Source organism: Pantoea deleyi (assembly GCF_022647325.1).
GTDB lineage: Bacteria > Pseudomonadota > Gammaproteobacteria > Enterobacterales > Enterobacteriaceae > Pantoea > Pantoea deleyi.
In genome coordinates this window covers 2407589-2433615 of the sequence record NZ_CP071405.1, presented here as the reverse complement: position 1 = coordinate 2433615, position 26027 = coordinate 2407589, and the positions used below count along the sequence as shown (strand labels likewise).

Sequence of the window (26027 nt, the reverse complement as noted above, 5' to 3'; positions counted from 1 at the left end):
GCGAATGATTTTACGCAACATTGCGTTCGGCGGGTCTGTGAATAATAGCGGACGGCACTTTTAAAGGATGGGATATGGAACAGTTACTTGAGCGCTTTTTGAGTTATGTGGCAGTTGAGACCCAGGCTAAGCCGCAGGCGCGCCAGGTGCCCAGCAGTGAAGGGCAGTGGACGCTGGCGCGTCAGCTGCAGGAGGAGCTGCTGGCCCTGGGCTTTGTGGATGTCACCCTGAGCGATCACTGCTGCGTGATGGGTACGCTGCCCGCCAACGTTGACTGGCCGACGCCGGTCATCGGTTTCATCTCCCACATGGATACCTCGCCCGATTTCACGGCGAAGCATGTGAATCCGCAGATCATCGAGAACTATCGCGGCGGCGATATCGCGCTGGGTAACGGCAACGAGATTCTGTCGCCGGTGATGTTCCCGGTGCTGCACAAGCTGATCGGCCACACGCTAATCACCACCGATGGTAAAACCCTGCTGGGCGCGGACGACAAGGCGGGCATCGCCGAGATTATGACGGCGATGGCGGAGCTGGTCGCCAGCGACAGGCCGCACGGCGCTATCCGCGTGGCCTTTACGCCCGATGAGGAGATTGGCCGCGGCACCTCGCACTTTGACGTAGAAGCCTTTGCCGCAGACTGGGCCTACACCATCGACGGCAGCGATCTGGGCGAGTTCGAGTATGAGAACTTCAACGCGGCCTCGGCCACCGTGAAAATCGTCGGCAACAACGTGCATCCCGGTTCGGCTAAAGGGGTCATGGTGAATGCGCTGGACCTGGCTAACCAGTTCCACGCGGCGGTCCCGGCCAGCGAAAAACCGCAGTTCACCGACGGCTATCAGGGTTTCTATCATCTGCATCAGATCAAGGGCACTGTTGAACACGCCGAGATGCTCTACATCATCCGTGATTTTGAAACCGGGAGTTTCGAGCAGCGTAAAGAGACGCTGCTGCAGATTGCTGCGGAGATCAACAAGACCCTGCATGAAGACTGCTCGATCACGGTCGAGATCACCAACAGCTACCGCAACATGCGTGAAAAAGTTGAGCCGTTCCCGCACATCATCGAGCTGGCGTTGCAGGCGATGCGCGACTGCGACATTGAGCCGGTGGTGAAGCCGATTCGCGGCGGAACCGATGGGTCGGCCCTGTCATGGAAAGGTCTGCCGTGCCCGAACATCTTTACCGGCGGCTACAACTACCACGGCAAGCATGAGTTCGCCTCACTGAATATCATGGCGAAGTCGGTCGAGGTGATTGTCCGCCTGTCAGAGCTGGCGGCGCAGAAGAAGGATTAAAAAAAAGGCTCTCTGCCAGCATCGCAGAGAGCCTGATTCAGCCGCCGCGCACGGATGCGCCGCGCGGCTTATTCGTCGCCGAAGTACCAGTAACCGGCATTCACCAGACCGGCAATCTGCGCCAGCACCGCCGGATCGTCCAGCGCATCACCCAGATCGTCGAGCGTGATGCGACTGTGATGGGCCAGAACTGCCATCACCTCCGGACGCGAACACTCAACCTGCTCACCGTTCACATAGACCGCATTGCCAATCGTCAGCACACGCAGGCCACCTAACCGGCTCAGGGCGTCGCCCTGCTGCAGCGCATCGTAGATCTCGTCAGGCTGATAAGGCGGTTCCGGCGGCGCGACATCCAGTTCATGGCGTGACTGCGAAATGAATTCGCCGAACCAGCGTTCAAAGTGTTCAGGCTGATTGACCACATCCAGCATCAGCTGACGCACCCCTTCAATCTCCTGCGGCAGGATCTGCGACGGACAGTCACGCGCCGGTACGTCCGGATCGCTGAAGCGCAGGCTGCCCAGCTCATTGGCCAGCGCGTAGTCAGCAAAGCCGCTGATCAGCTCACGGCCGCTGGGGGCGCGGAAGCCGACGGAGTAGTTCAGCGCGTTCTCCAGCGAGTAGCCCTCGTGCGGGAATCCCGGCGGAATATAGAGAATATCGCCCGGCTCCATCTCTTCATCAATGATGGCGTCGAAAGGTTCGACCTGCAGCAGGTCCGGGTGCGGGCAGTGCTGCTTCAGCGGCACCTTTTCCCCGACGCGCCAGCGACGGCGGCCCATTCCCTGAATAATAAAGACATCATACTGATCGAAATGGGGGCCGACACCGCCGCCAGGCACGGCAAACGACACCATCAGGTCGTCAACGCGCCAGTCGGGCAGGAAACGGAAAGGGCGCATCAGCGCCGCGGAAGGCTCATGCCAGTGGTTCACTGCCTGAACCAGCAGCGACCAGTTGTTCTCGCCCAGATGATCGTAGCTCTCAAACGGGCCGTGGCTGACCTGCCATTTGCCATCCTGATGGCTGACCAGGCGGCTATCCACCTCGTTTTCCATCGCCAGTCCGGCCAGTTCATCCGGTGAAAGGGGATCCACAAAGTATTTAAAACCACGCTTCAGCACCACCGGGCGTTTCTGCCAGTAGCGCTGAATAAAATCGGGCCAGTTAAGATCGAGCTGATAGTCCATACAAGGGTTCCGCTTAGGGCTGCAAATGCCAGCAAGTATAACAGCCCCGGAAGGTTTCTACTCGCGGCGATGTTCGACTTCCTGGCGCTTAAAGATCACTTCCATTCGTGCGCCGCCCAGTGCGCTGCTGGAGGCGATGACGTTACCCTCATACTGTTCGAGAATATCGCGCACCACCGCCAGGCCTAATCCCTGACCGGGTCGCAGGGTATCCACGCGCTGGCCGCGGACGAACACCAGATCGCGCTTGCTTTCGGGGATGCCGGGGCCATCATCGTCGATGTAGAGGTGCAGCACGTTTTCACTCTGAAACGCGCTGACTTCGATAAATTCCAGGCAATATTTGCAGGCGTTATCGAGCACGTTGCCCAGCACTTCCATAAAGTCGTTCTGATCGCCGACGAAGGTCAGCTCCGGCGAGATATCAAGCGTAATCGCCACGCCTTTGCGCTGATAGACTTTGTTCAGGGCCGAACAGAGGCTGTCGAGCAGGCCGGAAACGGAGTGCAGGTCGCGCTGCAGCGGGTTGTGATCGGCCTGCATACTGGCGCGATGGAGATAGTAACCCACCTGCTGCGAGATGCGGCTGATCTGCTCCAGCATCACCGGCTCTGCCTGTTCCACCGTCAGCTCTTTTCCGTTGCGCAGCGACCGCAGCGTGCTCTGCAGCACGGCCAGCGGCGTTTTCAGGCTGTGGGTCAGGTCGGAGAGGGTGGTGCGATAACGGGTGTAGCGCTGCCGCTCATTCGTCAGCAGCAGGTTGAGGTTACGCACCAGGCTGCGCAGCTCCTGCGGCGGATTGTCCGCCAGGTTTTCGCGCTGGCTGGTCTCCAGTTCACGCACCTGCTGGGTCAGGGTGCCGATCGGCCGCAGGCTCCAGTGCGCGGCCAGCCACAGCAGCGGCACAATCAGGATCAGGTTCGCCGCCAGCACATAGCTGAACCACGACCAGACGACGTCCGAGTGCTGCAGCTCCTGCGGGATCGAGTCCACCACCACGATGGTGAGCGCAGGCAGATTGGTGGTGGCATCGTAACGGTTAACGGCGACTGAGTGCGTGAAAGTGTCGTTGCTGTCCGTATCCCAGTCGTTGAGCCGCCGCTGCGCATTGATGTTGTTACCCATCGCCATCATGCTGGTGTGGTTGCTGGTATCAATCTCGTAGAAGTCCGGCTTCAGCAGCCATTCCCGGCGGATCTTTTTCCGGATATCGGGCACGTTGCGCTGCTGCCACAGCAGCTTGCCCTGCTCATCGTAGATAAACACCAGCGTCGGAAAGTTAAGCGTCATCCGCTCCGGCTGGGCGATGGTGAGCTTGTTGTCATGCCACTGCGCCAGCGTAAAGAACAGGTTGCTCTCACCGCGCATCACGCGGTAGGTATTCTTGTCGAAACTCACCACATAGCCGATGACCGCGACCATACCGTAAGAGAGAGAGAGGAAGAGAACGATGGCTGCAGAGGCCAGCAGAAAGCGGGCCCGCAGCGAGATAGGGCGATAGCGGTTAAACCAGGACATGGTCAGAGATCAAAGCGGTAACCCTGGCCACGCACGGTGGCGATCACGTCAGTCGGGTGCAGCGCCAGAATCTTTTTGCGCAGACGGCCCATCAGAACGTCGATGGTGTGACTCTCGCGCAGTTCTGCATCCGGATAGAGCTGCAGCATTAGCGAATCTTTGCTGACCACTTTGCCGGCGTTGCGGATCAGCGTCTCGACAATGGTGTACTCAAAGGCGGTGAGTTTCACCGGCTCCTCATTCACCGTGAGTTCGCGACGGGAGAGATCCACCTGGAACGGCGGCATATCGATGATCTGCGAGGCGTGCCCGCTGTTGCGACGCATCAGCGCCTGCAGACGTGCGGCCACTTCTTCAATATGGAACGGCTTGGTCACGTAGTCATCCGCACCGGCTTCCAGCGCTTCGACTTTCGCCTGCCAGCCTTCGCGGGCGGTCAGCACCAGGATTGGCTGACGGACGGCATCGCTGCGCCAGCGGCGAATCAGCGACATGCCATCTTCATCCGGCAGGCCAAGATCCACCAGCGCGATATCCGGAAGGTGTTCCCGCAGAAAATAGTCGGCTTCTTTGGCGTCTTCGGCGGCATCGACCTGATGGCCCATGTCACGTAACTGGACGGCGAGATGATGGCGCAGCAGGGCATTGTCTTCAACAACCAGAACACGCATAGAAATTCCTTACACTCTGTTTGAGTCAACCTGCAGAAAGTATACGCGAAATGTATTAAACAAGATGTTAACGCAGACCGGAGAGAACCGGTCTGCGGCGGGCATTATTTCAGATCGTCAACCATCTGGATAGCACGGCCAAGATAGTTTGCCGGCGTCATCTGCTTCAGACGCACTTTTTCCTCTTCCGGCAGCGCCAGGCTGTCGATAAAGGCCTGCATACCGGCGGCATCCACGCGCTTGCCGCGCGTCAGCTCTTTCAGTTTCTCATACGGCTTTTCGATGCCGTAACGGCGCATCACGGTCTGGATCGGCTCGGCCAGTACTTCCCAGTTGTGATCCAGTTCGTCCAGCAGGCGATCGCGGTTCACTTCCAGCTTGGAGATGCCTTTCAGCGTGGCCTGATAGGCGATCAGCGCATAACCCACGCCCACGCCGAGGTTACGCAGCACGGTGGAGTCGGTCAGGTCACGCTGCCAGCGGGAAACCGGCAGTTTGCTGGCCAGGTGCTGCAGCACGGCGTTCGCCAGGCCCAGGTTGCCTTCGGAGTTTTCGAAGTCGATCGGGTTGACCTTGTGTGGCATGGTCGAGGAGCCAATCTCACCGGCGATGGTTTTCTGTTTGAAGTGGTTCAGCGCCACATAGCCCCAGATATCGCGATCGAAATCGATCAGGATGGTGTTGAAACGGGCGATGCAGTCAAACAGCTCGGCGATGTAGTCGTGCGGCTCGATCTGGGTGGTGTAAGGGTTCCAGGTCACGCCCAGCGAGGTGACAAATTCTTCGCTCAGCGTGTGCCAGTCCACTTCAGGATAGGCGGCAATGTGGGCGTTGTAGTTGCCAACCGCGCCGTTGATTTTACCCAGCACTTCGACCTGGTTCAGCTGACGCAGCTGACGCTCCATGCGGTAAGCGACGTTCGCCATCTCTTTACCCATGGTGGAAGGGGTCGCGGGCTGGCCGTGGGTACGGGAGAGCAGCGGAATATCGCGGTATTCGCTGGCCAGCCCTTTCACGGCACCAATCAGCTGCTGCCAGTAAGGCAGGATCACGTCACGGCGCGCCGTTTCCAGCATCAGCGCGTGCGACAGGTTGTTGATATCTTCGGAGGTGCAGGCGAAGTGGATGAATTCCGAGACGGCGTGCAGGGCAGGGAGATCGGCGACTTTCTCTTTCAGGAAATACTCTACCGCCTTCACATCGTGGTTGGTGGTGCGCTCAATGGTTTTGATACGCGCGGCATCGTCTTCGGAGAAACCGGCGACAATCGCATCAAGGAAAGCGTTTGCGTCAGCGTCAAATGCAGGAACTTCCTTGATCTCTGCGGTCGCGGCCAGTTTTTGTAACCAGCGAACTTCAACCTCAACGCGGAATTTCAGCAAACCAAATTCGCTGAAAATCGCACGCAGCGGGCTGACTTTATCGCCGTAACGACCATCGACAGGTGAGACGGCGGTCAGAGAGGATAATTCCATCAGTGCAACTCCTGAATCATTTAGCAGTGTTTTGCCGCACCGACTTAGTAAGTCAGTGGCAGCCGGGATAAGAGGGTTTTCGCTTCACGCAGCAAACGCTGACGCGAGAACATCAGTTGCAGTCGGCCACCACCGACCTGCTGCCACAGTACGGCAGCACGGATACCGGCTAACAGGGTGGCGCGAACCTTGCTCTGAACCTGGGTATTCTGCAGAACCGCCGGAGAGCCGGTGACCTGGATGCGCGGGCCCAGCGGGCTGATCACATCTACGTAGATGCCCGCCATCGCGCTGAGAATGGTATCCGACTCCAGTTCATAGTGAGCAAGCTGACGATCCAGCTGGCTGATACGCTGCGCCAGCGTGTTCATGGCGGACTGGCTGCCGCTGAGCTTGCGCTCCAGCACCATCATGCTCAGCGTATAACGGGTCAGTTCAGCCCCGGCGCCCTGGCGACTGGTGCTGTTCAGCATCGCCATCAGGGTTTTGAGTCCGAGGCGCAGGTTAGCTTCACTGTTGCCGAACACCGCCAGCGTGGAGCCAGGATTGAGATCCAGCACGCTGCGCAGCGAGACGGTCAGCGCCTCCGGCTGGCAGTGGCCCTGCTGAGCCAGCTGCTGCACCAGATGCGCGGACTGACAGATGCCCGCCAGCGCCAGCGTGATGTCCTGATAATTTTTCGCCACGGTTACTCCTGTTTACGCGTCATCAATGCGGGCCAGGCCCGCTTACTCTGTCACCAGCGGCAGACGCTGTTCAATAATACCGCCACCGAGGCAGATGTCGCCAAGATAAAACACCGCGGACTGGCCCGGCGTAACGGCGGCAACCGGCTCGTCGAAACGCACCTCAATCCGGTCATCGCCCTGCGGAAGGATCTCACAGGGAATGTCGGTCTGACGATAGCGGGTTTTCACGGTGCAGCGAAGCGGGGCGGTGATCGGATTGCGATCGACCCAGTGCAGCTGCTGCGCAATCAGGCCAACGGACATCAGTCGCGGATGATCGCCACCCTGGGCGACAATCAGGCGGTTACGCGCCACATCCTTATCGACCACATACCACGGGTCATCTTTGCTCTCTTTCAGGCCGCCAATGCCCAGACCTTTACGCTGCCCCAGCGTATGGTACATCAGCCCCTGATGCTCACCGACAATCTGGCCTTCGGTGGTTTCGATTTCGCCAGGCTGTGCCGGGAGATAGCGCGCCAGGAAGTCGCGGAACTTGCGCTCGCCGATAAAACAGATGCCGGTCGAGTCTTTCTTCTTCGCGGTGATCAGATCCAGCTGCTCAGCAATGCGGCGCACTTCCGGTTTTTCCAGCTCACCGACCGGGAACAGGCTCTGGGCGATCTGCTGGTGGCTCAGCGTGTAGAGGAAGTAGCTCTGATCTTTGTTGCCATCCAGCCCGCGTAACAGCTGGCTCTGGCCCGCCACATCCTTGCGACGCACGTAGTGACCGGTCGCGATGAAATCGGCGCCAAGATCTTCTGCGGCGAACTCCAGGAACGCTTTGAATTTGATCTCTTTGTTGCAGAGGATATCGGGATTAGGCGTACGACCGGCCTTGTACTCTTCGAGGAAATGCTCAAAGACGTTATCCCAGTATTCCGCAGCAAAGTTAACTTTGTGCAGCTTAATCCCGAGCTTGTCGCACACCGCTTGCGCATCGGCCAGATCGTCCGCGGCGGTACAATACTCCTCGCCATCGTCCTCCTCCCAGTTCTTCATGAACAGGCCTTCAACCTGATAACCCTGCTGCTGCAGTAACCAGGCGGAAACGGAAGAATCGACGCCGCCGGACATACCGACGATCACTTTTTTCTGGCTGTTGTCAGACATGACACGCTCGCATTACGATAAAAAAACAGGCGGCGCATTCTATCATGCTGAAGGCAGGCGCGCACCCTCATGAAACGGCCAGCGGAACGGGCTGACCAGATGCAACGGATAACGGATACCCTGTTGCCACAGGCGTACGCTCTCCGCCACCAGCGGCGAACGCAGGTTAGAGGCCGTGAGAATCTGCGCTGGCGGCAGCCACCAGCAGCAATCGATGTCACTGTCGTGCGGCTGCGCAGGCGCTTTTTCCGCCAGATCGACACCAAACAGAAAACGCACGAAAGGTGTACTGTCCGGGGCGATCCACTGATGGATCCCGAGGAAATAGTGCATCTGCGCCGCGATCCCGGTCTCTTCATACAGCTCGCGCGCGGCGGCTTCCTGCAGCGTTTCGTCGGCTTCAAGGTGCCCGGCAGGCTGGTTCCAGGTGGCGCGACCGTTAATCGTCTCCTCCACCACCAGCAGTTCACCTTCTGCCTGAACCAGACAGGCGACAGTAACATGAGGTTTAAACATCCTTTCTCCGCAATTGTTAACCTGAGGTTATAAAAAAACGGTTTTCAGCACGGGCTGTCGCTGATGTCGCGCCATGCGCCCGGGGCCAGATCGTCGAGCGTATAACTCCCCATGGCAAAGCGGATCAACCGCAGGGTGGGAAAGCCGATATAGGCGGTCATCCGGCGAACCTGCCGGTTGCGGCCTTCATAAAGCGTGACCTTCAGCCACTGGGTCGGAATGCTTTTGCGCTCGCGGATCGGCGGCTGACGCGGCCAGAGCCACGCCGGTTCGGCCACTTTTTCGATGCCGGCGGGCAGCGTCAGGCCATCTTTCAGATTAACCCCATCCCGCAGCGGCTGCAGATCCGCCTCCTGTGGCTCGCCCTCCACCTGCACATAATAGACCTTGCCCGTGCGCTTACCGGGCTGTGTCAGCGCGGCCTGCAGGGCGCCGTCGTTAGTGAGCACCATCAGTCCTTCGCTGTCTCGGTCGAGGCGACCGGCGGCATAGACCTCTGTCACGCTGACAAAATCTTTCAGCGTGCGGCGGCCCGCTTCATCGGTGAACTGCGGCAGAACGTCGAAGGGTTTGTTAAACAGAATGACGCGGCGCGGGGCCGCCGGGCGGGCAGGCGCACGCCGCGTATCACGCGTCGGGCGGCTGAATCGTTTATCCTGGTGAATTCGTTGAGAAGTTTTTCGCATGGGCTTTGCAGTCAGAAACATTCGGCGCATTATAACGTGAAATTGCGATGATTGGCGTGGCGTAAATATTCAAGTAGTATTGACCCGCATCTTACAAATCATTAACAAACGCCCAGGAGAGGTTAATGGAAAGCAAAGTAGTTGTTCCGGCGGAAGGTCAAAAAATCACCCTGAATCAGGGCAAGCTGACAGTGCCAAACAATCCGGTCATTCCTTACATTGAAGGTGACGGTATCGGTGTTGACGTTTCCCCGGTAATGCTGAAAGTGGTCGACGCGGCGGTGAAGAAAGCCTACAACGGCGAGCGTAAGATCTCCTGGATGGAGATTTACACCGGTGAAAAATCAGTCGAACTCTACGGCCAGGACGTCTGGCTGCCACAGGAAACGCTGGATTTAATCAAAGAATATCGCGTGGCAATCAAAGGCCCACTGACTACCCCGGTCGGCGGCGGTATTCGTTCACTGAACGTGGCTCTGCGTCAGGAGCTTGACCTCTACGTCTGCCTGCGTCCGGTACGTTACTACAAAGGCACCCCAAGCCCGGTAAAACGCCCTGAAGAGACCGACATGGTGATCTTCCGTGAGAACTCCGAAGATATCTATGCGGGTATCGAGTGGAAAGCGGGCTCTGCCGAAGCGGACAAAGTGATCAAGTTCCTGCGTGAAGAGATGGGCGTGAAGAAGATTCGCTTCCCTGAGCAGTGTGGTATCGGTGTTAAGCCGTGTTCTGAAGAGGGCACCAAGCGTCTGGTGCGTGCTGCAGTGGAATACACCATCACCAACGATCGTGATTCACTGACGCTGGTTCACAAAGGCAACATCATGAAGTTCACCGAAGGCTCTTTCAAAGACTGGGGATACCAGTTAGTGAAAGAAGAGTTCGGCGGCGAACTGATCGACGGCGGCCCGTGGATGAAGTTCAAAAACCCGAACACCGGCAAAGAGATCATCGTGAAAGATGTGATCGCGGATGCGTTCCTGCAGCAGATCCTGCTGCGTCCGGCTGAATATGACGTGATCGCCTGTATGAACCTGAACGGTGACTACATCTCTGACGCCCTGGCTGCGCAGGTGGGCGGTATCGGTATCGCTCCAGGCGCTAACATCGGTGACGAATGTGCGCTGTTCGAAGCCACCCACGGCACCGCACCGAAGTATGCCGGTCAGGATAAAGTGAACCCAGGTTCTGTCATCCTGTCTGCAGAGATGATGCTGCGTCATCTGGAGTGGTTCGAAGCGGCTGACCTGATTGTTAAAGGTGTTGAAGGCGCTATCGCTAACAAGACTGTGACTTACGATTTCGAACGCCTGATGGATGGCGCTAAACTGCTGAAATGTTCAGAGTTTGGCGACGCGATCATCGAAAATATGTAATCACTGCCTGAGCCAGCACAGCGTTTAATTCTGTGCTGGCTTTATACTGCCCACGCGTCCGGTTCTGTCCTCTCTTATCGTCACTTCTTCGGCTTCAACAGACACCGCTTAGCGTTGTCGCTACAAGAAACATCCCTTTAACATGCGCCCCATCCGGAAAACGATGCCCCGCGCAGGTGTAACAATACATTTCCTTTAGACGTAAATTGTAATACTTCTGCAAATTATATTATCCGATGCCACTGTAAAAACGGCGTGAAAAGCCACTTCGCGTCTCTGTCTGCGCCGCTATAGCGTTACTGTAAATGCTCACGCTATGGAGGATGTATGGATACGAAATATACAAAAGACGCGATTCATCTCTGCCGCCTGATGTTTGGTCAGGCGGTACTGGAATTATTAGCCGAAGATCAGCCGGTGACCAATTACGCGCTGGAAGCAAAGATAAAGGGCATGTTGCCCGATGCGCAGCCTGCGCTGGTTTACAGTGTGGCACTTGAGCTGTTAAACGATACGCTCTGCTAATGCCTGCCCGCTGAAGGACGCGCCCGGCATGAACTCTGCCGGGCCAGGCTGGCATAAAACGGGTCAGGGGGTTTATGGAATCCGACACGCAAAAAGCGCCGTTGAACATGATCGTGATGCCGCCGCGGTGTAGTCTGCAGCAGAAATACAGGGAGGATAGGATGGACGATGAGTCAGTCGATGATGCTATTGCGGCATGCCGCCTGCTGTTTGGCCAGGCTGTGCTGGAGATCCTGGCCGAGGATAAGCCACTTACGCGCGACGCGATTTCAGAAAACATTGAGAGGATGTTTAACGGTATCCCTTCAGAACCCGTTATGAAGCTGGCTATCAGCCTGCTGACAAAAAGCAGCGACTGACAATCTGCACTCTGCCAGGCACCGGTTGCCGACACCGGTGGCTATGCCGCGCCTGACATCCCTTGCTGGCACTATCACAGCCGGAATCCCATCCTGGCTCTCACCGGAGAGAATCCTTACTGTAAGGTGCCGCGCCGGTACTTAACAAAAAACTAACTATGGAACCAATCTGACACTGCGCTGACTAATTTGCTGACTATTACCGTTACGTTATCGTTTCCAGAGCGTTAACCGGGCGAGTCTCACCTTATTCAGCCGGAATGGCTTAGCCTGTGCGCAGAGGATGTCAGATATGCGGGTTTTAATTATTTGTCGGGATAACATTGGCGACACCTTACTGACCACACCGTTAATCAGTGCGCTCGCGCAGTCGGGTCAGCATCAGGTGGATGTGCTGACCAACCACTACGCCGCACCTGTGTTAGAGCATAACCCCGACATCCGGCAGCTCTTCCGTTACACCAAACTGCATCACCGGGAGGCCGGGCAGGGGCGGCTCGCCTGCCTGCTCCAGCGGCTGACGCTGATGCGGAGCCTGAAAAAGCAGCGCTACGATGTGGTTATTCTGGCAAAAAGCCGCTGGGATCGGCATGGCCTGAAATGGGTGAAAACGGTGCGGCCCGGTCGGGTGATCGCGCTGGGTCAGCAGCCGCACCCGCTGATTACCGATCTGTTACCGTCCGATCCGTCACCCGCTCACATCAGTGAAATTCTGTTCCGCCTGGGACGGCCATTGCAGCCCGACGCTGCCACGCCTGGCCGACTGACGCTGCGGCCGGATGCGACCCTGGCGGCCCGCCTGCGGGAGAAATACGCTATCGATCCCGCCATCCCGGTTTATGCCTTGCAGATCAGCGCCCGTAAGCCGAGTCAGCAGTGGGAAGTCACCCGCTTTGCCGGGCTGGCGGAGAAAATCGCCGCACGTCATCGCTGCCAGATTATGCTGCTCTGGTCACCCGGCAGCCGCGATAATCCGCGTCATCCCGGCGATGATGAGAAGGCGCGCGACATCATGGCGCTCTGTCCCCATCTTCCGGTCAAAGCGGTGCCGACCAGCAGTCTGTCGGAGCTGATTGCGGCAATGTCGTTGTGTCAGGGGCTGGTCAGCAGTGATGGCGGGGCAATGCATGTGGGCGCCGCGCTGGGATTACCGGTCGTTGCGCTGTTTGGTGACAGCGACCCGGCCTGCTGGCATCCGTGGCAGGTGGCGTATCAGGTGCTGCAACCCGTTTCGCGAGAGGTTAATGCGCTGACCAGTTGTGAGGTCTATGACGCATTCATCCACACCATTATTCAGGCGTCCGCGGCGGGCCAGACGCCCGAGCGGGCTGCTTCACACAGCAGGGCGACGGTCAGCGGATAGCCGGCTTTTGCGGCACCGGCTCTGAACCCGCGAGCCGGTGCGAAACGCCGCGCTTTATGCGCCGGAAAATAACGCGCTTCATCGTAGTGTTCTGAACTGACGCCAAAGGTGACAAAGAAGTCACTCATCAGAATCGCAAACTCCACCTCGTTCAGCGGAAGTTGCTGCAGATAGAATCCGGCCCGGTCAGCTCTGCGGAAGTGCCCCAGGGCGGTGGGCCGATTGTGATATTCGATCAGCGTGATGATGGCCTGAGAGAGTTCGCTCATTATCCCACCAGTTTCGCCACGGCCTGCCCGACCTCTTCGGGTTTGATTGCCGCCATCGGATGCTGCGATGCGGTGTTATCCGGACGATGAATAATGATGTGACGATCGCTGTCCTGGCAGGGGCCGGTGTAGCGTGGATTGGCGGTGGCGAAGAGGCTGACGGTCGGCGTCTGTGCTGCCACGGCGATGTGCAGCGGCCCGGTGTCGCCGGTGACCAGCAGATCCAGCGTGCGAATCAGGCCAATCAGCCCGCTCAGGTTGGTTTTTCCCGCCATCGGCGTGATGTTGCTGCGGCAGTGGGGAGGCAGGCCTTCGATAAATGCCCGCTCAAGAGGCTGCTCAGCGGCGGTTCCGGTCACGACAATCTCTGCATCGGGCCAGCGTGCAAGCAGTGCGGTCGCGAGCTGGCAGAAAGATTCCAGCGGCCAGCGGCGAATATCTTTAGAGGCCCCAAGCTGGAACCCGATGCGGCGATGACCCGGCGCGGCGGTGGCAGGAAGATCCAGCTCGGGCAGATGCATACGGGTCTGCCCGCTCTCTGCGCCCAGCGCTTCAATCAGTTTCAGCTTACGTTTAATGGTGTGGTCGTCGAAATAGCCGGAATAGTGATCGAGATATTTATTCAGCAGCGGCGACTCGCTGCCGTAATGGTCGCGCACGATCGCCTTACTGCCGCTGAGTACCGAACTCATAATATCGTAAGGAAAATGGGCGTGTAATATCACCGACAGATCGGGTTTATGACGACGCAATTTGAAAAACAGCGGCAGGTAGTTGGCAATTTTATTATCCCAGATATAAATCTTATCGAACCAGTTATAGCGGCTGACCAGATCCTTATTTTTCTCACTGGAAACCAGAACAAATTTGCTGGTGGGGAAACGATTTTTCAGGCTCCAGATAGCCGGCGTATTCATCAGGAAATCGCCCAGTGCAGTCGTGGAGTAGACCACCACCGTCTGCGGCGTCAGGGCCTGCAGACCCGGTGAGGGCTTTCTGCCGGACAAACGGGTATAGGCTGTTAACAGCCGATCGATCAGATAAATCTTTTTTTTCTTCACGCCTGAATTCTCTTCGCGGTGCCGTAACAGTAAACAAAAAGAGGTTGTGCGTGATTAGAGATTATTACGGCGATTTAAGTTCATTGCGGAAGACTATTTTTTTAGCTTTTAAAGGGGTTGTTTAAATTGTTTCCATAATTTTTGTGTTGTTTATTTCTGGTATATATACAGGATCGTGTAAAGGGAGTAAGGCATTTTAGAAAGAAACTTAGATAATTCTGACTTTTCAGGGAGAATTCCCCCTTTTTTTTAATTCCCGTCATAACTAATAGCAGGTTAATTATTAGTGAGAATATTTTAATCAGCAGACAGAAATATTATGGCGGTGATAGACCCCGGCAGGTCTGCCGGGGCAGGGGAATTACGACTGTGGCTGGCCGACAGGGCCGGAACCCAGTGTGCCGCCAGGCGAAGACTGACCACTTGGCGCATGCGGACGGCCGTCGGCTTTAATCGCGTCACTTCGCTGCGAGCAGCCTGCAAGCGAGGCGAAGGTCGCTGCAACCAGCAGCAGGGCAGGAATCGTTTTCATAAGGTCACCTTGATGTTGTCAGAAAGAGCACAGAATGAACTTCACAACCGCTTTCCCCCGTCGCGGAACGCACCTCTTACAGAGATCGCTTCCCGGCAGGCGTGAAAGCCAAAAAAAACGGAAGCCGCAGCTCCCGTTCCGTTAACGTCAGGTCGTATTACTTGCGGCCCAGCAGGAAGCCGATGAACACGCCAACGCCGGCCGCAATGGCCAGACCGGCAGCAGGATTAGACTGAACCTGATCCTTGATGCACTCAGCCGCATCGCGCGCTGCATAGCTTGCCTGGTTGGTGTAACGGCGAGCGGCGCCTTTTACCTGATGTTCGGATGAACCGGTTGCTGCACCCCATTGTTCCTGAACTGCGCCAGCCGCTTCTTTTACTTTATCTTCGATTTTTCCTGACATTTATTGCTCCTTGGTTTTGAGTGAGACCTTAAAAGCGTAGCAAAGATAGTGAATTCTGCTCTGGCTGAGGGGATGATGAGCCTGAAAAATCATTTCTGACTGTGTAGCCCGCCTCGTTTGCGGGCCAAAGATTTCCGGTCCGGGCAGGGATTCTCGCGGGGCTGGGGCACTGTTCGGGAAGAATGGCAGGGCAGTAAAGAGAGCGGGATCGGCCCGGTAACGGGCGGGGCGGAAGAGGGCACGCGGCCCCCTGACGACGCAGCAATCCCTGAACGGCACCGCCAGCGGCGCGCAGGGCGAAAAGAAGACGTCGCCCGCCCCCGCCGCCTGGCGGGCGACAGGGCGTTACTGCAGCAGGACACCCTGAATCAGACTGGCCTCAACAATGGTGACCTCGTTAATCTTCAGCGCCTGCATATAACCTTCGACCAGCAGCAGATTACTGACGTCAGTGGCCCGGTAGTCGCCCGAAAGTTCACTGTCGCCTTTCCAGACCTGCTGCCTGGAGACCTGCTGAAGGGCCGCCAGCGTATAGCGAGCGGGTTTTCCGGGTAGCTGATTGCGGATGGAGAAACCGTGAACGCCGCCGATGCCGATCACCCGCCGGCCCGCCACATCCTGTCTGATCTGCGGGCTGACATCATTCGCCGCATAAAACTGCACAAAGCGCAGCACTGAGGGCCGCCAGGAGCCGATCGGGTTCGGCGATGCGGCATCCGGTTGATTCTTCAGCACGGTCAGAATAAAGTTTTTCAGCGTTACGGAGGCCAGTCTGCCCTGATAGATGTCGGCCACCGGTTTGCCTGCCGCCTGCCGCCAGGCGGTCATCTGCATCGAACCGCCGCCGATATCCCAGACCAGCAGCTGCTCATCGCGGATGCCGGGATCGCCCAGCGCCGCTTTCGCGGAGAGGAAACCCAGCTTCGCTTCCTGTTGCTGCGAAATGATGCTGATCGCCGCTCCTGTCTGCTGCTGCAGCTGCGCGATCACGGCCTCTCCGTTGCTGGCGTTCCGGAAGACCGCGGTGGCGACGCCGCTGATCCGCTCAGGATGAAAACGCTGTGCGCCGCTCAGCAGCTGGCGGAGCGCCGTCGCCCCTGCCTGCGCGATCGCCGGGCTGAGCTGGTTATCGGGCGAATGGGCCAGGGCCTCGTTCCAGGCCACGGCTCGCTGATCCTGATAGAGTATTTTCTCGATGCGTAGCTGACAGACGTTAACGCGCGCAACCGCAATTTTGGTGGTGCCGGAGCCGATATCCAGACCGGCGCGGACCTGCTGGCAGCGATCGGCTTCGGCCGTCGTGGCAAACAGCAGTGAGCAGAAGAGTATGACGGCAGACAGCGCAGCAGATCGCATGGCGACTCCAGGGATAAAAGGGTTCAGAGTGATCGGGCGGCAATGCAGGCCGGGTAGACGCTGACCAGAAAGTGACGCAGATGGTCGAAGCACCATTCGGCATCCTCAGCCTGTGGACAGTAGAACTGGATGGTGATCTTTTCATAGTCGCGCTGACGCTGGCGCAGCGGCGACCAGCTCCAGTCGAGAACCGAACGGGCATAGTTCACCAGGGCGTCGGCGGGCATCTGATGCTGTTTCTCCTGCCCGGCCAGATAGCGGTTAAACTGCGCTTCCAGCTGTAACGCCTCCTCGTGACCGTGATGCGGCAATTCCGGCCGGAAAGCGACATCGATAAAGCCACAGACCGCATCGGCCTGCTGCTGCCAGTCGCAGGCCAGCGTCATAAACAGCCCCTCCTGCAGGTTGATCTCCTCAACCAGTCGCCGGAGATTCACCGACCGGTTCAGCACCCGAATCTCCTCAAGACGGTCCGTTTCCAGGGTCAGATCGAAACCACAGGGATTCACAGAGCCATCCGCGTTGCGGGTAGCGGGGAAGGGGAAGTCGATATAACCGTTGTTATCGAGACGCTTTTCCATCGGGGAGACCTGCTGCTTGACGTTTCCTGACAATAAACGATCTGGCAGCAGGATTCATCCCTTATGGGCAGGTCCAGGTGATCTGAGTGTCCTGCCAGGGGTTGATCAGGCGGAACTGATGGTCGGACAGGCGCTGAGCATAATAGCCTTCACGCGTCACGGCGGAGGGAACATATTTAAACCGATCCAGCGACTGCAGCGGGCCACTCTCCACGCTGACGTTGTCGCGGGTGACGGTAAAGGCGTTAACCAGGTCGAAAATCACCGCGCGGGTCTGCCCCATCGGCTGTCCATAAATTGTGGAAACCTCACCCGGACATTCCACCCCTTTCGGGCCAGATGAACATCCAGTAAGCATCGCGATGAGGATTAACATGCTGAGTCGCATCATGATTTTCTACCTGCTTCAATCCCTGGGCGTCGGCTGGTGCACCATCACGCGCCTGCGCCCCTTATTACCCAATTATAGCATTTTCCGTTACGCTTCCTGTTTGTGATTTGTTTAATCGTTAAGCAACAGGAATGTAAAGGGGTGACTTTGCCTGGCAATAAACGGTATTCTTGGCTTCTTTGCGCACCGCTTAGGCAAATCCAGGGATAAATGATGAAAGAAGAAGAAGCAAGTCTAATGATTATTCGTCACGCGATTGATCAGTTAGAAGCCGATAAGAAGCAACAGGTGATTGCTTGTTCCGCCGATATCCGCGCCGCGATGCAGGCTTATGATGGCGAAAATGCCGGGCTGGCCCTGATGTTAGTGGCCGCAGAGGTGGCAGCTGAATAACCGCTATCCGGCCTGCGCGGCAGCCTGTTGCGCTGGCCGGATATACTTTACATTTCCTCAACTTTCAGCTTTTTCGCAGGCTGAACCCAGCTTTCCGTGGTCTTAATGATGACGATCCCGCCGCTCGCCCTTGTCCCCTGATGTGTTAAGCTAAAAAATTCTCAGTAAAATCAGCGGAGACACAGTATGAAGGCAGCATTGATTGCCCTGGGCCTGCTGGCCTGTCACAGCGCCCCCGCCTGGAGCGAAACCGAATTTCAGCTTCACTGTCCCGGCCGGGCGACCATGACCGTTTCGCGCGCCGAATATGGCTTAACCACCGTAATGTGGCCGGACAACCATTTCCAGATTGCCGCCGGTCAGCAGCGCACAAAGCTGGAGGCGGGCGACCCGGTCGCGATTACCCGTTTTCGCAATGGTGACCAGTTGATCGTGAATCAGCGCAGCGAGGAGATCTTCTTCGTCTATCGCGACAGCGATAAACTTCTGCCCTGCAACCGCAGCGAAAAACGTGATGTGGATGCGCTGAGCCTGGAGCGTTACGACGACCGTCAGCGTTCCGATTCTTAACCGGGAGCCTGTTATGCAACCTGAGATTACCGATAATGTCACCACGCAGGATCTGGATGAGGTCAGGCTGGGCCTCAAGGCGCATAACAGCCACTTCTTCGACGTCGATGAAATCCGCGCGATCGGCGTCTTTATCCGGGACGAGCAGGGCCGGAAGCTGGCCGGGCTGACCGGTTCCACCACCGGTAGCTGGCTGCGGATTGATATGCTCTGGGTCAGTGAAAGGTTACGCGGTCAGGGGGTAGGCAGTCAGCTGATGCAGGCGGCGGAGCAGGAGGCGCAGCGGCGGGGATGCCGCTATGCGCAGGTGGATACCGCCAGTTTTCAGGCGCGCCCTTTTTATGAAAAGCTCGGCTACACCCTGCGGCTCACGCTGGGAAACTATATCCTGCATCATCAGCGTCACTATCTGACCAAAGAGCTGTGATCAGAACAGCGGCTGCTGGCGCAGATCCAGCGGGTGCTGCTCGGCTTCATCGATCGCCGCCAGCCAGCTCTGCAGCGTGACCGTTTTCCAGGAGAGATGCCCGCGCGTGGTGCTCATCAGCACGACGTCAGGCCGCAGCGAGCGGTAGAATTCCAGCGTCTGGCTCAGTTCCGCCGGATTGCTGTCCGGCACCAGTACGGTGATCCACTGGTCATGCGCGCACGTCACCGTATCGCCCACAAACAGATAGGTCATGCCCAGCGGCGACGTATAGAGATAGCTGGCGCTGCCCGGCGTGTGGCCGGGTGTCGGCAACAGATGAAAATCCCCGAAGTGCGTCTCCGGCAGGGTGAAGGTGTCGTCCGGCTCAGCAAAACGGCTGATCGGGCCCAGCGACCGGCTGTGGCAGTAAAGCGCGCTGCTGAAGCGCTGCTGGATCACCGCTGTTCCCGGCGCCGACTCGTGCCAGTGGGTCAGATAGTGACGGATTACGCCGCCGCTGTCGGCCAGCACCTCGTGATCGAGCAGGTTTTCAACCCGGCCAATCAGCAGGTTGCCGCGTGGATGACGCAGCATAAATCCATGCATCATCAGGTCGTTAACGGCATCTTCCACCGGAAACTCCGGGGTTGAGATCCACAAATCGTCATACAACGGCTTCAATGTCGATCTCCTGAAACGTGCGCTATTCCCGCAGGACGGGGTGCCCGGTTACCTGAATCTGCGCCTGCCCGTGACGGACGGCTAACTCTGCGCGTGCGCCCAGCGGCAGCGTTACGGTATCCGTGTCATGACCGAAAGCCAGATCGGAGATGACCGGCAGACCGGTGGTGTCGCGCAGCCGCTGCCAGACGGTGCTGAAGTCAAAGCCATTGTCATAGTCTGACAGCGCCGTGCTGGTAAAACTGCCGGTGACGATCGCCCGCTGACGCGCCAGAATGCCGCTCTGCTCCAGCTGAATCAGCATACGTTCAATGCGGAACGGATGCTCATTCACATCTTCGATCACCAGAATGCCATTATCGAACTGTGGCATCCAGGGGGTGCCGATCAGAGAGCAGATCATCGCCAGATTGCCGCCCCACAACGTGCCCTGCCATTCACCTTCATCCGGCGTTTCGCTTTGCCATTTCACCTCAAATGTCGGGGATGTCAATGCCTGCCAGAAGTGGTGAAGGGTAAATTCGGATAAGGTCGCGGCACCGAAATTACCGGCCAGCATCGGGGCGCTGAAGGTGATCAGGCCCACCTGCGCCAGCAGCGCCAGTTGAACCGCGGTGAAGTCGCTGTGACCGCACAGCGCCAGCGGCTGATTCAGCAGACGGCGTTGCAGGCCCGTGTAGTCAATCGAGGCCAGCAGCCGGCTGGCGCCATAGCCGCCGCGCACGGCCAGCACCACGTCGGGCAGCGTCGCGAGGCTGGCAAGCTGGTTAATATCCGCCAGTCTCTCCGCATCCGTTCCGGCAAAGCGCTGAAAGCGGCGGGTGATCACCTGCTCGTTTTCAACCTGATGGCCTGCCGCGCGCAGCCGCGCGATGCCCTGCAGCGCCGCAGGCTGATTGTGGCAGTAACCGGAGGGGGAGATAAGACGGACTGAACGTGAAATCATCATACTTTCCTGCTGTTAGCACCTGATTTACCGCGATGATGGCGAAAAGCGCCGCTGATGTCACGGTACGCGCCAGATTTTAGTGCATTTAGGATAAACGGTAATTTTGCTCCCGGGCTGTCTGGGTATGATAGCATTCGCCACCACAGCGAAGAGACGAAAAATTGCTGAAAATCCGACACCTTATACTCTCAGCGTTACTCCTGACCGGCTGTTCCAGCGAGCCACCGCATCAGATCGTTAAGCAGCGCAACACGCCGTTAACTCAGGCACCGCCGTCCAGCGTCAATGGCACATGGGCCATGTTTACCGAAGATGCCGCCAGTCATTATGGCGTTGATGAGAAGTTAATCAGCGCCATTATCAGTGTCGAATCAGGTGGAAATCCGGGCGTCGTCAGCCGCTCCAACGCGGTAGGGCTGATGCAGATTAAAGCCTCAACCGCCGGGCGCGAGGTCTATCGCACCCTGGGCCGTCGCGGACAGCCCTCCAATGCCGAGCTGCGCGATCCCGCTAAAAATATCGATATCGGCACCGCCTATATCCGCATCCTGCAGGACTCTGCGCTCTCGGGCATCCGCGATCCCCTGACGCTGCGCTACGCCACCATCGTCTCCTATGCGAATGGCGCCGGTGCGCTGCTGCGGACCTTTTCCCGCGACCGCGATCGGGCGATTGCGATGATCAATGCGATGTCCCCCGATGAGTTCTATCAGCATGTGCAGAACAAGCATCCGGCGGCGCAGGCCCCGCGCTATCTGTGGAAAGTCACGACCGCCTACCGCACCATCTGATCGCCATTATGCCTGCGGCGTGAGCAGCAGCCGCGCCGTAGGATAATCGACGATCAGCACGTTGATGTAACCGCCCAGCAGCGCCCCGCGGATGGCCTGGGCTTTTTCCCGTCCGCCCGCCAGCCCGACCACCTGCGGACAGCGTTTCACCTGCGCCAGCTCCATCCCGATCACCGGATCTTCTTCATCTTTCAGCACCGGCTGACCGCAGGCGTCGAAATAGTGCAGGCAGATATCGCCCACCGCGCCGCGCGCCGCCAGCGTCTGTAACATCCCGCCGTCGTAGTAGTTGCCTGAATTCCGCAGCAGGGCCGACGGTTCAAGATCGCCAATGCCAACAATCGCCAGATCGACCTGATCAAACTTGCTCAGCACCTCGGCCACCTCGGCGTTGGCCGAGAGCCGCTGGCGATCGCTGACGGAATGCTCGATCGACTGCGAGGGCAGCAGCCAGGCGGGGCAGTTGAGCAGTGCCGCCAGATTCTGCGTCAGGATCGTCGCCTGGACGTTGCCGTTCGCGCCCACGCCGCCCAGCAGCTGAATCACCCCTTTACAGGCGCTGTTCAGCGGATGCAGCGCATCCACCATCGCCCGGATCGTGCCGCTCCAGGAGGAGATGCCAATCAGCTCATCGTTGCGCAGCCGGGTTTCCAGATAGTGGGCGGCGGCTGACCCAATCGCCTGCTTGATCTGCAGCGGCGAGGCCTGATCCGGCACCTCCACCACAATTGCCTGCGGCAGGGTGTAGGTCTGCTCGATCGCTTTTTCCAGCTCCGGATAGACATTCGCCGGTGGCACCACGCTGATTTTGACCACCCCCTCTTTCACGCTGCGGTTAAGTATGCGTGAGACAAACGACTGCGATAGGGTGAGCGACTGCGCAATCTCCGACTGCTTCAGCCCTTCGACATAGTAAAGGGTGGCAATCTTTACCATCAGTCGCTGTTCGTCCTGTTTTGCCATCGGTTTTTCCCTCTCTGACTCTGCCCGGTATTGTTAACCAGGATGATCAAAATCACAATGCAGGCTAATTTGTGATCGTTTTCGCTTTTTGACGATCGTCCATTGGACGCCGCCGCTGCGCAGGCGCATAGTCATTATGCATATAAAATCGTACTTGAATATATATTCAGGCAGAGAAAGTGAATTGCGCTGACAGAACAGTACCGGCAGATTGCCCCGGGCACTTAACCGTCAGGCAGGAATCGCTTATTGGCACCCCCGTTTTCGCCGCGGGTGGTTGCCACAATGGGCATAGGATCGTTACGCCGATCGGATCCGCGGCAATGAAGGCGGTAAACAGAAAGGCGTTAACCGGGGAAGAAGCAGCGTCAAGATGCTGAGTCAGGCAGACGGCAGAAGGCTCAGCAGCAGCGCCGCCTCAACATGAAGAGAAGGAGTAAGGTCACCAGGCCTGTTTTCGCGACGGATTTTTTTTACCCACGTTGAATATATATTCACAACCGACTTAAAATTCAGAGGTAGTGTATGAATCCTTTCAATCTCCCGGTCGCGGACCTGGAGCGCCGGGCACGCGCCATCCGCCGCCGTATTATCCAGCTTAATGCGGGCAGCCCGGCGGGCGGCCACACCGGCGCCGATCTCTCGCAGGTTGAGATCCTCACCGCACTCTATTTCCGTATTCTGAACTGTGCAGCGGATCGTAGCGATGACGCCCGGCGCGACATCTACATCCAGTCAAAAGGGCACGCGGTCGGTGGCTACTACTGCGTACTGGCCGAAGCGGGTTACTTTCCCACCGACTGGCTGGCAACCTATCAGCACGCCGACTCATCTCTGCCGGGGCATCCGGTGCGACAGAAAACGCCAGGCGTTGAGCTGAACACCGGTGCGCTGGGACACGGCCTGCCGGTGGCGGTGGGCCTCGCTATCGCGGCGAAAAAAGATAACAGTTCGCGTCGCATCTTTGTTGTCACCGGCGACGGCGAGCTGGCTGAGGGCAGCAACTGGGAAGCGGCGCTGGTGGCTGCCCATTACGGCCTCGACAACCTGATTATCATCAACGACAAAAACAAGCTGCAGCTGGCCGGGCCGACCCGCGACATCATGAATACCGATCCTTTGCCGGAAAAATGGCGCGCCTTCGGTCTGGAGGTGACGGAGTGCAACGGCAACGACATGGCCGCTGTGGTCAGCACCCTGGAAAACCTGCCGCAGAACGGCAAACCCCAGGTGATCGTCGCCCATACCGAAAAAGGCTTTGGCGTCTCCTTTATCCAGAGTAAAGCCGAATGGCATCACCGGGTGCCGAAAGGCGAAGAGATTGCACTGGCACTGGAGGAACTGAAAGATGAGTAATGCACAACATTTAGCCAGCGTCATGGTCACGGCATTTATCGATGCCGTGAATCGCGGGGTGGATCTGGTGCCGGTGGTCGCGGACTCCACCTCAACCGCTAAAATCGCGCCCTTTATCAAGGCCTTTCCCGATCGGCTGATTAACGTCGGCATCGCCGAGCAGACGCTGGTCGGCACGGCAGCAGGCCTGGCGCTGGGCGGTAAGGTCGCGGTGACCTGTAACGCCGCGCCTTTTCTGGTTTCCCGCGCCAATGAGCAGGTAAAAGTGGACGTCTGCTACAACAACACCAACGTCAAACTGTTCGGTCTCAACGCCGGTGCCAGCTATGGCCCGCTGGCCAGCACCCACCACAGCCTTGATGACATTGCTGTGATGCGCGGCTTTGGCAACATCGAGATCTATGCGCCGTCCTGCCCGCTGGAGTGTCGTCAGATTATCGATTACGCCCTGGATCATGTCGGCCCGGTCTACATCCGTCTGGATGGCAAAGAGCTGCCGCAGCTGCATGATGAACACTACCGCTTCAGGCCGGGTGCTATCGACGAACTGCGCGAAGGCCGTGACATCGCGCTGGTGGCGATGGGCTCCACGGTTCACGAGGTGGTTCACGCCGCAGAGCAACTGGCTGAACAGGGAATTTCAGCCGGTGTGATCGCGGTTCCATCAATCCGACCCTGCGATACCCAACAGTTACGCAACCTGCTAAACCACTATCCAGCGGTGATCACCGTGGAAGAGCATAACGTCAATGGCGGTGTCGGCAGCCTGGTGGCCGAAGTGCTGGCTGAGGGCGGCTGCGGCATCCGGCTGTTACGGCTGGGCATCGCGGATGGTGAATACGCGATTGCAGGCGATCGCGCCGCTACCCGCGCCCGTCATGGCATTGATGCCAGCAGCGTGGTGAATCACGCAGTGCGCCTCTGCGCAGGAGAATAATTATGGCGGGACCTCTGATTCTGGCGATAGACGAAGGCACCACCAACGCCAAGGCGATTGCGGTTGATCGCGAGGGGCGTGTGGTGGCGCGGGGCAGCCAGAGTTTAACCCTGCAACATCCGCAGCCGGGGCTGGCTGAGCAGGACCCGCTGGCGATCTGGCAGGCGGTCAGAGCGGCGATCGCCCACTGCCTGGCAGCCTGTGACGGCGCGCCGGTGGCGGCGGTGGCGATCAGCAATCAGCGCGAATCGGTGCTGATCTGGCAGCGACGCGACGGTCAGCCGCTGACGCCGCTGGTGAGCTGGCAGGATCGGCGTTCTGAGGCACGCTGCCGTGAGCTGCGCCAGGCAGGCAAAGCGCCGCGTATCACCGGTCTGACCGGGCTGGCGGTGGATCCGATGTTTCCGGCCGCCAAGCTGGGCGACATGCTGGCTGGTATCCCCGATGGCCCGGCGCGGGCGGCGGCCGGTGAACTCTGCATCGGCACGGTGGATTGCTGGCTGAGCTGGCAGCTCAGTGCCGGTGAAGTTTTTGTGACCGATCACGCCAATGCTTCGCGCACCCAGCTTTACAGCCTGCATCTGAATGACTGGGATGACGAACTGCTGGCGCTGTTTCATCTGCCGCGCGCCGCGCTGCCACGTATTGTCGCGTCCGCCAGCCAGCAGGGCGTAGTGGCGGTGAACGATATTCCGGGCCTGGCGCCGGGAACGCCGATACTGGCACGCATCGGCGACTCCCATGCCGCACTCCAGGCGCAGCGACGGGGCGAGGCTGAAGTGGTCAAGGCCACCTACGGCACCGGTTCGTCACTGATGATGTCAATGGCGACGCCGTTGCTGACGGAAAACGGCCTCAGCACCACCGTCGCCTGGCACGACGGCACGCTGCGCTACGCCTTCGAAGGTAATATCACCCATACCGGGTCCGGCGCGGCCTGGCTGGGGAGAATGCTGGGCGTGCAGGACCCGCGCGAACTCACCGCGATGGCGCAGCGCTGCGAGGAGAACCAGGGCATCTATTTTGTTCCGGCGCTGTCGGGGCTGGGCGCTCCCTGGTGGGATTTACAGGCGCGCGGCATGGTGTGCGGTCTGACGGATGCCGCCACACCGGCGGTACTGGCGCGGGTGGCGCTGGAGTCTATCGTCTGGCAGATCGCCGACGTCTTTTTCGCTATGGAGCAGGCCAGCGGCCAGCATCTGCCGGCGCTCTGCGTGGATGGCAGCGCCACCGAAAATCAGTGGCTGATGCAGCTGCAGGCCGACGTGTTGCAGCGGCCGCTGCAGCGGGTGCCGACCGCCGAGGTTTCTGCGCTGGGGGCGGCGCTGCTGGCCGGTAAAGTGCTGGGGTGGTGGCAGCAGGGCAGTGATATGCAGGCGCTGCAGGGCGGCAATGTGATTATGCCGCGTGAGGCGTATGCGCAGCCGATGCAGGAGGCCTATAAGGGCTGGATCGACGCCGTTGCGCGTTGCCGTTATCAGCCGCATTGATCTCCATCCCGCCGGGCGGTGGCAACATGCCCTCAGCCCCGGCAGCAGTACGGGCAACCGTGACG

30 protein-coding genes are annotated in these 26027 nt (G+C 58.4%); 12 read left to right on the top strand and 18 right to left on the bottom strand.

The window, feature by feature from the left end; all coding sequences use genetic code 11:
• Window positions 1-74 precede the first annotated feature (74 nt).
• Window positions 75-1304 carry a peptidase T gene (pepT, locus tag J1C59_RS11485; protein WP_128085111.1) on the top strand — a complete coding sequence of 410 codons (1230 nt, stop codon included), beginning with the start codon at window positions 75-77 and terminating at the stop codon, window positions 1302-1304.
• 68 nt (window positions 1305-1372) lie between these two features.
• Here the strand turns inward: pepT and J1C59_RS11480 are convergent, their stop codons facing one another.
• The 8 genes from J1C59_RS11480 to rluE all read right to left on the bottom strand — a co-directional run bounded on the left by J1C59_RS11480 (window position 1373) and on the right by rluE (window position 9225).
• Window positions 1373-2497: a ribosomal protein uL16 3-hydroxylase gene (locus tag J1C59_RS11480; RefSeq protein WP_128085112.1), complete on the bottom strand. Its 1125-nt coding sequence runs from the start codon at window positions 2495-2497 to the stop codon at window positions 1373-1375.
• A gap of 57 nt (window positions 2498-2554) precedes the next feature.
• A complete protein-coding gene (gene phoQ / locus J1C59_RS11475; RefSeq protein ID WP_128085113.1) occupies window positions 2555-4015 on the bottom strand; it encodes a two-component system sensor histidine kinase PhoQ in 1461 nt (486 codons plus the stop codon).
• Window positions 4016-4017: 2 nt separating this feature from the next.
• Complete coding sequence (phoP, locus tag J1C59_RS11470; RefSeq protein WP_111138681.1) at window positions 4018-4686, bottom strand: two-component system response regulator PhoP; 669 nt, start codon at window positions 4684-4686, stop codon at window positions 4018-4020.
• Between the two features lie 104 nt (window positions 4687-4790).
• Complete coding sequence (gene purB, locus J1C59_RS11465) at window positions 4791-6161, bottom strand: adenylosuccinate lyase (RefSeq protein ID WP_128085114.1); 1371 nt, start codon at window positions 6159-6161, stop codon at window positions 4791-4793.
• A gap of 44 nt (window positions 6162-6205) precedes the next feature.
• On the bottom strand, window positions 6206-6847 hold the full coding sequence (hflD, locus tag J1C59_RS11460) for a high frequency lysogenization protein HflD (RefSeq protein WP_128085115.1): 642 nt from the start codon (window positions 6845-6847) through the stop codon (window positions 6206-6208).
• 42 nt (window positions 6848-6889) lie between these two features.
• Window positions 6890-8002, bottom strand: a complete 1113-nt coding sequence (gene mnmA / locus J1C59_RS11455; protein WP_128085116.1) for a tRNA 2-thiouridine(34) synthase MnmA — start codon at window positions 8000-8002, stop codon at window positions 6890-6892.
• A gap of 42 nt (window positions 8003-8044) precedes the next feature.
• Window positions 8045-8518 carry an NUDIX domain-containing protein gene (locus J1C59_RS11450; protein WP_128085117.1) on the bottom strand — a complete coding sequence of 158 codons (474 nt, stop codon included), beginning with the start codon at window positions 8516-8518 and terminating at the stop codon, window positions 8045-8047.
• Between the two features lie 44 nt (window positions 8519-8562).
• Complete coding sequence (gene rluE / locus J1C59_RS11445) at window positions 8563-9225, bottom strand: 23S rRNA pseudouridine(2457) synthase RluE (protein WP_128085118.1); 663 nt, start codon at window positions 9223-9225, stop codon at window positions 8563-8565.
• A 104-nt stretch (window positions 9226-9329) separates the two neighbouring features.
• Between rluE and icd the strand changes: the two genes are divergently transcribed.
• From icd to J1C59_RS11425, 4 genes are all read left to right on the top strand, one after another.
• On the top strand, window positions 9330-10580 hold the full coding sequence (gene icd, locus J1C59_RS11440; protein WP_128085119.1) for an NADP-dependent isocitrate dehydrogenase: 1251 nt from the start codon (window positions 9330-9332) through the stop codon (window positions 10578-10580).
• A 327-nt stretch (window positions 10581-10907) separates the two neighbouring features.
• Window positions 10908-11105: a hypothetical protein gene (locus tag J1C59_RS11435; protein ID WP_128085120.1), complete on the top strand. Its 198-nt coding sequence runs from the start codon at window positions 10908-10910 to the stop codon at window positions 11103-11105.
• Between the two features lie 74 nt (window positions 11106-11179).
• Window positions 11180-11464 (top strand): hypothetical protein, encoded by a 285-nt coding sequence (locus tag J1C59_RS11430; protein ID WP_242281327.1) that lies wholly within the window; start codon window positions 11180-11182, stop codon window positions 11462-11464.
• A 292-nt stretch (window positions 11465-11756) separates the two neighbouring features.
• The gene (locus J1C59_RS11425) at window positions 11757-12827 is read left to right on the top strand and encodes a glycosyltransferase family 9 protein (RefSeq protein WP_140916880.1); all 1071 of its coding nucleotides are present in this window, start codon (window positions 11757-11759) and stop codon (window positions 12825-12827) included.
• On the opposite strand, the gene J1C59_RS11420 is transcribed toward J1C59_RS11425, so the two are convergent.
• From J1C59_RS11420 to J1C59_RS11390, 7 genes are all read right to left on the bottom strand, one after another.
• On the bottom strand, window positions 12758-13096 hold the full coding sequence (locus tag J1C59_RS11420) for a DUF1493 family protein (RefSeq protein ID WP_128085121.1): 339 nt from the start codon (window positions 13094-13096) through the stop codon (window positions 12758-12760). The genes J1C59_RS11425 and J1C59_RS11420 overlap by 70 nt on opposite strands.
• Window positions 13096-14157 (bottom strand): glycosyltransferase family 9 protein, encoded by a 1062-nt coding sequence (locus J1C59_RS11415; protein ID WP_128085122.1) that lies wholly within the window; start codon window positions 14155-14157, stop codon window positions 13096-13098. The genes J1C59_RS11420 and J1C59_RS11415 overlap by 1 nt, the downstream gene beginning before the upstream one ends.
• Window positions 14158-14518: 361 nt before the next feature.
• Window positions 14519-14689 (bottom strand): hypothetical protein, encoded by a 171-nt coding sequence (locus J1C59_RS11410; protein WP_167498249.1) that lies wholly within the window; start codon window positions 14687-14689, stop codon window positions 14519-14521.
• Window positions 14690-14846: 157 nt separating this feature from the next.
• The gene (locus tag J1C59_RS11405) at window positions 14847-15095 is read right to left on the bottom strand and encodes an ElaB/YgaM/YqjD family protein (RefSeq protein ID WP_111138696.1); all 249 of its coding nucleotides are present in this window, start codon (window positions 15093-15095) and stop codon (window positions 14847-14849) included.
• 345 nt (window positions 15096-15440) lie between these two features.
• Window positions 15441-16451 (bottom strand): Ppx/GppA phosphatase family protein, encoded by a 1011-nt coding sequence (locus tag J1C59_RS11400; protein WP_140916879.1) that lies wholly within the window; start codon window positions 16449-16451, stop codon window positions 15441-15443.
• 23 nt (window positions 16452-16474) lie between these two features.
• The gene (locus J1C59_RS11395) at window positions 16475-17032 is read right to left on the bottom strand and encodes a hypothetical protein (protein ID WP_128085123.1); all 558 of its coding nucleotides are present in this window, start codon (window positions 17030-17032) and stop codon (window positions 16475-16477) included.
• 61 nt (window positions 17033-17093) lie between these two features.
• Window positions 17094-17423 (bottom strand): hypothetical protein, encoded by a 330-nt coding sequence (locus tag J1C59_RS11390; RefSeq protein WP_140916878.1) that lies wholly within the window; start codon window positions 17421-17423, stop codon window positions 17094-17096.
• Window positions 17424-17636: 213 nt separating this feature from the next.
• Between J1C59_RS11390 and J1C59_RS11385 the strand changes: the two genes are divergently transcribed.
• The 3 genes from J1C59_RS11385 (at window position 17637) to J1C59_RS11375 (ending at window position 18813) form a co-directional block, all read left to right on the top strand.
• Window positions 17637-17816 (top strand): hypothetical protein, encoded by a 180-nt coding sequence (locus J1C59_RS11385; RefSeq protein WP_128085133.1) that lies wholly within the window; start codon window positions 17637-17639, stop codon window positions 17814-17816.
• A gap of 186 nt (window positions 17817-18002) precedes the next feature.
• A complete protein-coding gene (locus tag J1C59_RS11380) occupies window positions 18003-18386 on the top strand; it encodes a hypothetical protein (protein WP_128085124.1) in 384 nt (127 codons plus the stop codon).
• 13 nt (window positions 18387-18399) lie between these two features.
• A complete protein-coding gene (locus tag J1C59_RS11375) occupies window positions 18400-18813 on the top strand; it encodes a GNAT family N-acetyltransferase (protein ID WP_128085125.1) in 414 nt (137 codons plus the stop codon).
• On the opposite strand, the gene J1C59_RS11370 is transcribed toward J1C59_RS11375, so the two are convergent.
• Both J1C59_RS11370 and ldcA read right to left on the bottom strand, forming a co-directional pair.
• A complete protein-coding gene (locus tag J1C59_RS11370; protein ID WP_128085126.1) occupies window positions 18814-19476 on the bottom strand; it encodes an MBL fold metallo-hydrolase in 663 nt (220 codons plus the stop codon).
• A gap of 22 nt (window positions 19477-19498) precedes the next feature.
• Complete coding sequence (gene ldcA / locus J1C59_RS11365; RefSeq protein WP_208721841.1) at window positions 19499-20422, bottom strand: muramoyltetrapeptide carboxypeptidase; 924 nt, start codon at window positions 20420-20422, stop codon at window positions 19499-19501.
• 164 nt (window positions 20423-20586) lie between these two features.
• On the opposite strand from ldcA, the gene emtA reads away from it, so the two are divergent.
• A complete protein-coding gene (gene emtA / locus J1C59_RS11360) occupies window positions 20587-21216 on the top strand; it encodes a membrane-bound lytic murein transglycosylase EmtA (RefSeq protein ID WP_111138705.1) in 630 nt (209 codons plus the stop codon).
• 6 nt (window positions 21217-21222) lie between these two features.
• Here the strand turns inward: emtA and J1C59_RS11355 are convergent, their stop codons facing one another.
• Complete coding sequence (locus J1C59_RS11355) at window positions 21223-22179, bottom strand: sugar-binding transcriptional regulator (protein ID WP_128085128.1); 957 nt, start codon at window positions 22177-22179, stop codon at window positions 21223-21225.
• A 525-nt stretch (window positions 22180-22704) separates the two neighbouring features.
• On the opposite strand from J1C59_RS11355, the gene J1C59_RS11350 reads away from it, so the two are divergent.
• The 3 genes from J1C59_RS11350 to J1C59_RS11340 are packed head-to-tail and all read left to right on the top strand — an operon-like array spanning window position 22705 to window position 25962.
• The gene (locus tag J1C59_RS11350) at window positions 22705-23535 is read left to right on the top strand and encodes a transketolase (protein ID WP_128085129.1); all 831 of its coding nucleotides are present in this window, start codon (window positions 22705-22707) and stop codon (window positions 23533-23535) included.
• Complete coding sequence (locus J1C59_RS11345; RefSeq protein WP_128085130.1) at window positions 23528-24472, top strand: transketolase family protein; 945 nt, start codon at window positions 23528-23530, stop codon at window positions 24470-24472. Before J1C59_RS11350 ends, J1C59_RS11345 begins: the two co-directional genes overlap by 8 nt.
• A 2-nt stretch (window positions 24473-24474) precedes the next feature.
• Window positions 24475-25962, top strand: coding sequence for an FGGY family carbohydrate kinase (locus J1C59_RS11340; RefSeq protein WP_140916877.1), 1488 nt, complete (start codon window positions 24475-24477; stop codon window positions 25960-25962).
• The last annotated feature ends 65 nt before the right edge of the window (window positions 25963-26027 follow it).